General features: G+C 39.6%; 5 protein-coding genes. 4 read left to right on the top strand and 1 reads right to left on the bottom strand.

The window, feature by feature from the left end:
* The first annotated feature begins 574 nt into the window (after nt 1-574).
* The 3 genes from ACFVSH_RS22005 (at nt 575) to ACFVSH_RS21995 (ending at nt 4,326) form a co-directional block, all read left to right on the top strand.
* Nucleotides 575-1,465, top strand: coding sequence for a TetR/AcrR family transcriptional regulator (locus ACFVSH_RS22005; protein WP_387707822.1), 891 nt, complete (start codon nt 575-577; stop codon nt 1,463-1,465).
* A 423-nt stretch (nt 1,466-1,888) separates the two neighbouring features.
* Complete coding sequence (locus ACFVSH_RS22000) at nt 1,889-2,236, top strand: phage holin family protein (protein WP_387603865.1); 348 nt, start codon at nt 1,889-1,891, stop codon at nt 2,234-2,236.
* A gap of 722 nt (nt 2,237-2,958) precedes the next feature.
* Complete coding sequence (locus tag ACFVSH_RS21995) at nt 2,959-4,326, top strand: amino acid permease (protein ID WP_387603867.1); 1,368 nt, start codon at nt 2,959-2,961, stop codon at nt 4,324-4,326.
* A gap of 46 nt (nt 4,327-4,372) precedes the next feature.
* On the opposite strand, the gene ACFVSH_RS21990 is transcribed toward ACFVSH_RS21995, so the two are convergent.
* On the bottom strand, nt 4,373-5,236 hold the full coding sequence (locus ACFVSH_RS21990) for a DUF4349 domain-containing protein (RefSeq protein WP_387707820.1): 864 nt from the start codon (nt 5,234-5,236) through the stop codon (nt 4,373-4,375).
* Between the two features lie 139 nt (nt 5,237-5,375).
* Here ACFVSH_RS21990 and ACFVSH_RS21985 point away from each other — a divergent pair, with 139 nt between their 5' ends.
* Entirely contained in the window at nt 5,376-5,837 is a 462-nt protein-coding gene (locus ACFVSH_RS21985) for a TspO/MBR family protein (protein ID WP_387707818.1), read from the top strand.
* The last annotated feature ends 125 nt before the right edge of the window (nt 5,838-5,962 follow it).

Below are 5,962 nucleotides of genomic sequence, written 5' to 3'. Positions count from 1 at the left end.
TGATAAAGCTTCTCAGAAAAAAATCAATACTTATTTATAATAATTTTAATATAATAATCAATTCATTATATTTCCGTTGATAAAACGACTTCAATTTTTACCATAATACGGATAACCAAAAAAATATAAATGTTGATACAACAACTTATCGACAGATCGGAATTCCTAATAATGGTATACGACCCTTATACCCAATATTCCTTCATGACAAGTGATTTTATCATTTCTCCTACCAATGGGGCAGTAATCGAGAATGACCACGAATATTCATGGATACTTTGCGCTATTTACCTATTTCCTTCTATTTATCTTATAACAAACCGAAGTGATCACCTGTGACTTTGTTCACTTCATCAAGCTTTATTTACATATCGGATAGAAGGAGGCAGAAACTGAATGTTTCATTGCTTTTGTGAACCTCAACTACAGCAGAACTCTTCATAATCGGACTGAAACAAAAGGCCCTCCCCCTTATTTCGCTGGAGAAATTGTAAACATACTGGTTTGTGTTCGTATAGAAAATAAGATACTATTACGTTAAAATGACCGTCCAATAAGAGTAAGGGTGATATATATGAATGAGCGCAAACAACTGGTAGTTAAATATGCACACCAATTATTTATTGAAAAGGGTTATCAAGCCACTTCCATTCAGGATATTTTAGATTATAGCGGCATTTCAAAAGGAACATTTTATAACTATTTTTCTTCTAAAAGCGAATTGCTTAAGGCAGTCTTCCTGAATTCGCAAGAAAAATTCGAAAAAGAGCGGAATGAATTGCTGATTGGGCAAAACCTTGCAGATATTGAAATATTCATCAAACAATCCGAATTACAAATGCACTCCAACAAAAACAATAAAATCTTTTTCTTATATGAAGAAGTAATGATTTCAAATGATACAGAACTTAAGAACTTCATAACACATGCTAAATTCCAGCATATCCATTGGCTATCCAAACGGTTTCTGGACATTTTCGGTGCTGATAAAAAACCTTATATTTTGGACTGTGCCATTCTCTACTCGGGGATGATGCACCAAACGATTCATTTTAATGCCTTGGCTAAAGAGCCCGATTTCAACCCTACTGAAATTATCCGTTATTGTGTAGATAGGATTAAATCGATTTTCGAAGATGTCAGCTCGTCAAAAGCACAGCTTTTGGAACCCGATCTCATCAAGCAATGGCTGCCTGAGTGCTTCCATACACAGCAGGATTTTCATACAGCACTCCTGCACTCTGCCAATGGCCTAAAAAAGATGATCTTGAGGCTATGCCAAGATGATGAAGCGGAACGTGTCAAAAACTTAAAATTGATTCACTTTATCCAAGAGGAATTATTACAAAACGCTGAACCGCGAATCTTTCTCATCGAAAGTGCCCTGCTTTCCTTAAACACCAACCCGAAATTGAAAAACACATTGGAATTAAGTGAATTCGAAAAGTTCATTGCCCACAACTAAATAGAACCTAATGGGTGCATTTTGCAGACAAATGGTGATTGTTTCGGCGGAAAGGGACAGGTTTCTGAAATCTACTGGACCTTTTTAAATGAAAAGAATGTAGACGAACGGTGTTTTTAAAACAAGACTTGCTTCCCCTTCATGGTTTACTTTTTATATCGGATGATACCGACACTCCTGCCAAATAACTGACTAGCCGAGACCCCACAGGCGCTTGCTTTGATGAGGCTTGGCAGACAGTCGGCGGAAAGGAAGCGGGTTTCTGAAATCTACTGGACCCCTTTTTAGTAACAAGGTCCTTTCGACTCTGGGGAAATACATAGCTTTCCTCTTTTTTTGTGACAATTCTGCAAACATATTACTGAAATTCATGAAATTTTAGTATAATGACTTGTAGTAAAGTGCCTTCAGGAGGAGTTATTCATGAACATAATAATGCGTTTTCTTATCAACGGGCTGGTATTGCTCGTTATTGACTGGCTTCTCGACTCCATCACGATTAAATCTTACGGAACAGCCTTGCTGGCGGTTTTTATATTATCGATCATGAACTTGCTGGTTAGACCCATTCTCCTGCTTATCACATTGCCAATCACCATCCTGACGTTCGGGTTGTTTTCTTTCATTATCAATGCCTTCACATTTCAAATCACTTCCTATGCTGTCAGTGGCTTTGTAATACATTCATTTTGGGGAGCTTTAATCGGATCATTGTTATTGAGTTTCATTCAAAGTCTTCTTATAAAACTGAGTAAAAAAAACCGTCAGTAGCATGCTATTGGTTAAAGCTGTAGACAAACTCGACTTCACCGAGTTTGTCTACGGTTTTTTTAAGAACTACATACTGAAACTGTAAATTGAATTTGTGACGGTTTTTCGTATCATTTTCATTTCCATAACAGCCTTCGATATTTCCCGGGCTATTCCCCTGAATTCCGCTAAGCCTCACTGGCCGTTTTCTCTCATTTTTTGACAATATTCCCCATAACTTCACATATAAGATCGACTTCTCTGGAAATCCGTATCAATCGATTCATGGAATGGCTTCTTACCGGAGTGGTATGAACAGAGTCCTGTAGATGCCTTCGGGCGTAACCGAAATGAGGTATTTAAAATCGGTATCAGCATAATCGCTACCTTTGTAGATCATCCTGACTGAGCTTCCGCCATCTGGCTTTGGTGGAACGGACATGCTGTTCTTTATTTTGGGCCAGCTTTTCCACTTGATAAAGTCTAAATTTTTAGAAAAATCACATAATTATATTTTGTTTGAATAGCATTCTAATAGTTTTGAAAGATTATAAATACGCTTAAAATTGTTTGGATCACCTTTTAGTAAGCGTTTTCATTTTTTACTTTACATTCTTCCTATTAAAATATATTATTTAGTTGTAATATTATGTGAAAAATCAATAAATTATATGTATTCACCTCTACTAGTGATAAAATGCTAGATAGAGAAAATAAACTCCAACATAGAAAAGGGGAAAATTATGCAAAACTCCAAAGAATCTCAACTACATAGAGGTTTGGAAGAAAGACATATCGCATTAATGTCTCTTGGCGCAGCCATTGGAGTCGGTTTATTTCTCGGCTCGGCATCTGCGATAAAATTAGCCGGCCCAGCCATCATCATTTCCTACGCCATTGGCGGGCTTATGATTTATCTTATCATGCGTGCACTAGGGGAAATGGCGATTAAAAATCCTGTCGCAGGCTCTTTCAGTCGCTATGCTAGCGAATTTGTCGGTCCTCTTGCCGGATATATAACCGGATGGAATTACTGGTTCGTTTGGATTGCCACCTGTATGGCTGAAATTACCGCAGTCGGAATTTATATGCAATTTTGGTTCCCTGATACACCGCAATGGGCTTGGGCGTTAGCCGCTCTTGCCATCATGACGACGATTAACTTTCTTGCTGTAAAAGCATATGGTGAATTGGAGTTTTGGTTCGCCTTAGTGAAAATCATTACGATCATCCTTATGATCGTCCTTGGCTTCGGAATGATCTTCTTCGGACTGGGGAACGGCGGAATCGCAGTCGGTTTCGGCAACCTTGTTGAACATGGAGGGTTTTTCCCTAATGGTATTTCCGGTGTCATCCTCTCTTTCCAAATGGTCATGTTCGCCTATTTGGGAATTGAAATGCTTGGAGTAACCGCAGGTGAAGTCAAAAATCCTGAAAAATCTTTAAAAAGAGCCATCGATACCGTTTTTTATCGGATTTTACTTTTTTACGTTTTAGCTCTGACAGTCATTTTATCAATCACTCCATGGGATGAAATGAATGGAGAAAACAGCCCATTCGTTATGATGTTTGATAAAATCGGTATACCAGGCGCAGCAGGAATCATTCAGTTTGTCGTACTGACAGCAGCCCTTTCATCTTGTAACAGCGGGATCTTCAGTACAGGAAGAATGTTATTCAACCTGGCGCAGCAAGGAGAATCACCAAAAAGTTTCGAACGTACTACAAAGTCAGGCGTTCCTGGCGTTGCCATCATCGTTTCGGCTGCCGTGCTTCTTTTCGGTGTTTACCTTAACTACATGGAAGCCGATAAAGTTTTCACATACGTCACAAGTGTCGCTACATTCGGCGCCCTCTGGACATGGGGAACCATACTTATCACACAGATCATGTCCAGACGGAAAATGAGTCAGGGAGAAAAGCAAGGCTTGTCTTACAGAATGCCGCTTTTCCCATTCACTTCTTATTTCACTTTAGCCTTTTTAGTATTCGTAATGGTCGTTCTCGGTTTTTCAGCAGATACAAGAATCGCTCTAATCGTCGGTCCGATTTGGATCTTACTGTTAGTGGCCCTGTATTATGCGACCGGCTTGCATAAACGGAATAAATAAATGTCAGAGGGTGCCCAATCTAATTGGCACCCTCTATTTCTGCCTTTCATCTTTTTCCCCTTCTTTTGATTGCCCAATGGACCACCGCACCAGCTCCGCCTAAAATAATGAGGATAGGCAAGTTTCCTATTATGAAAACAATGATTCCTGAACCCGCTTTAAGTAATAGATTCGCACTTGTTGCAAGTTGTTTCTTCGTTCTCTCCCATGTATTCCATTCCTTATTATCAATGCCTGGCACAACTATCCGGTCCTGCGATAACGTGATGGTAACCGTCGAATATGAGGTTTGGTTTTCAAGATACTTCATTTGCCCGGTCAGCTGCTCTATTTCTTCTTGCACCACGGCAAGGTCTGATGATATTTTCAGTAAATCTTCCGTCTTCTCAGCATCCTTCATGAATGCAAGTAATCTTTCCTCTACTGCCCTCTTTGATTTCAATCTTGCTTTTAGATCTACATATTGCTCCGTTACATCCTGTCCTGTCACATTCCTTCCGACCACTTCTGAAGCCTCGCCCTCGCTATCGGTCAGAAAATCCTGAAAATGGGCTTCAGGGACCCGTACAGTGATCGTTCCTTCCACCAGTTCTTCATCTTCCCTGTATACATTGGACTCGACCACATATCCGCCATATTCAGCCACCTTATTCTCAATCTTCATTTGTGCTTTTTCAAGGTTCTTCACCTTCAGCTCAAGCTGTGCTTGATGGATGACCTTTCTTTCATCCGTCATCCCTTCCTTTTCCGCTGCTTCTTCCTGCACCTTATTCCCGGAAATTGAAGCGTCCATTTTACTGTCCGCCGTTTCATCCTGTGCCTTAGATGCCGAATCATCTTTTTCATTACTGCTGCATCCAGCAAGAAAAAGTAACAAACAGAACATAAGCATCATTGTTTTACGGTTCATCGGTATCCCCCCTTTTCTTAATAGTACCGACGTATAATTTGGAAGAAAGTTACACTTTGTCATTAAAGAACATGTTTTATTTTCATATGAATAGGTAAAGGTATAAGAACATCCAAATTATGAAGAAAGAAGTGGATTCATGATGAACTACGGAAAATTTGCTAAAAGTTTATTGGTACCTGTGGTCGGAGGTTCACTCGTGGGTATACTCGCCACAAGAAATTCAAAAGAAATTTATGATAAACTCAAGAAGCCTGCATTTGCTCCTCCTTCCTGGACTTTCCCCGTTGCTTGGACAAGCCTTTATACGATTATGGGAATAGCGAAATATCGCATTGCATCCAAAGAAAAAGAATCGAAGTCCGCTGAACGCCTCTATGATACTCAACTAGGGTTAAATTTCTTATGGTCTTTTTTATTCTTCAAATGGGGATTGCGCGGAACGGCCTTTATTGAAATGGCTGCACTTCTGACCCTGATTACTTTAACGGCATTCGAGTTTTATAGAATAGACCGTGCATCCGGTTTAGCGATGATTCCCTATATAGCATGGGTCACCTTCGCATTGGGATTGAACTTTTCCATTTTCAGAAACAATTAATCACATAAAGAGGCGCCCCTTCTATTAAGGGGCGCTCACTTTTAGAGTTTCACGAGTAAACCTCTATTAATTAGGCTGTTTTCGCATACTTTGTTGCTATTTACCAAGTAAAGCGGTGTGGTTGA

Source organism: Peribacillus sp. NPDC058002, from assembly GCF_042886655.1.
Classification (GTDB): domain Bacteria; phylum Bacillota; class Bacilli; order Bacillales; family DSM-1321; genus Peribacillus; species Peribacillus aracenensis.
The sequence above is the reverse complement of the archived record's forward strand: the minus strand, read 5'-3'. Positions and strand labels throughout refer to the sequence as shown.

Bases quoted from the DNA above. Each gene is read 5' to 3' on its own strand.
- ACFVSH_RS22005 (WP_387707822.1), top strand. From the start codon at position 575: ATGAATGAGCGCAAACAACTGGTAGTTAAATATGCACACCAATTATTT.
- ACFVSH_RS22000 (WP_387603865.1), top strand. From the start codon at position 1,889: ATGAACATAATAATGCGTTTTCTTATCAACGGGCTGGTATTGCTCGTT.
- ACFVSH_RS21995 (WP_387603867.1), top strand. From the start codon at position 2,959: ATGCAAAACTCCAAAGAATCTCAACTACATAGAGGTTTGGAAGAAAGA.
- ACFVSH_RS21990 (WP_387707820.1), bottom strand. From the start codon at position 5,236: ATGAACCGTAAAACAATGATGCTTATGTTCTGTTTGTTACTTTTTCTT.
- ACFVSH_RS21985 (WP_387707818.1), top strand. From the start codon at position 5,376: ATGATGAACTACGGAAAATTTGCTAAAAGTTTATTGGTACCTGTGGTC.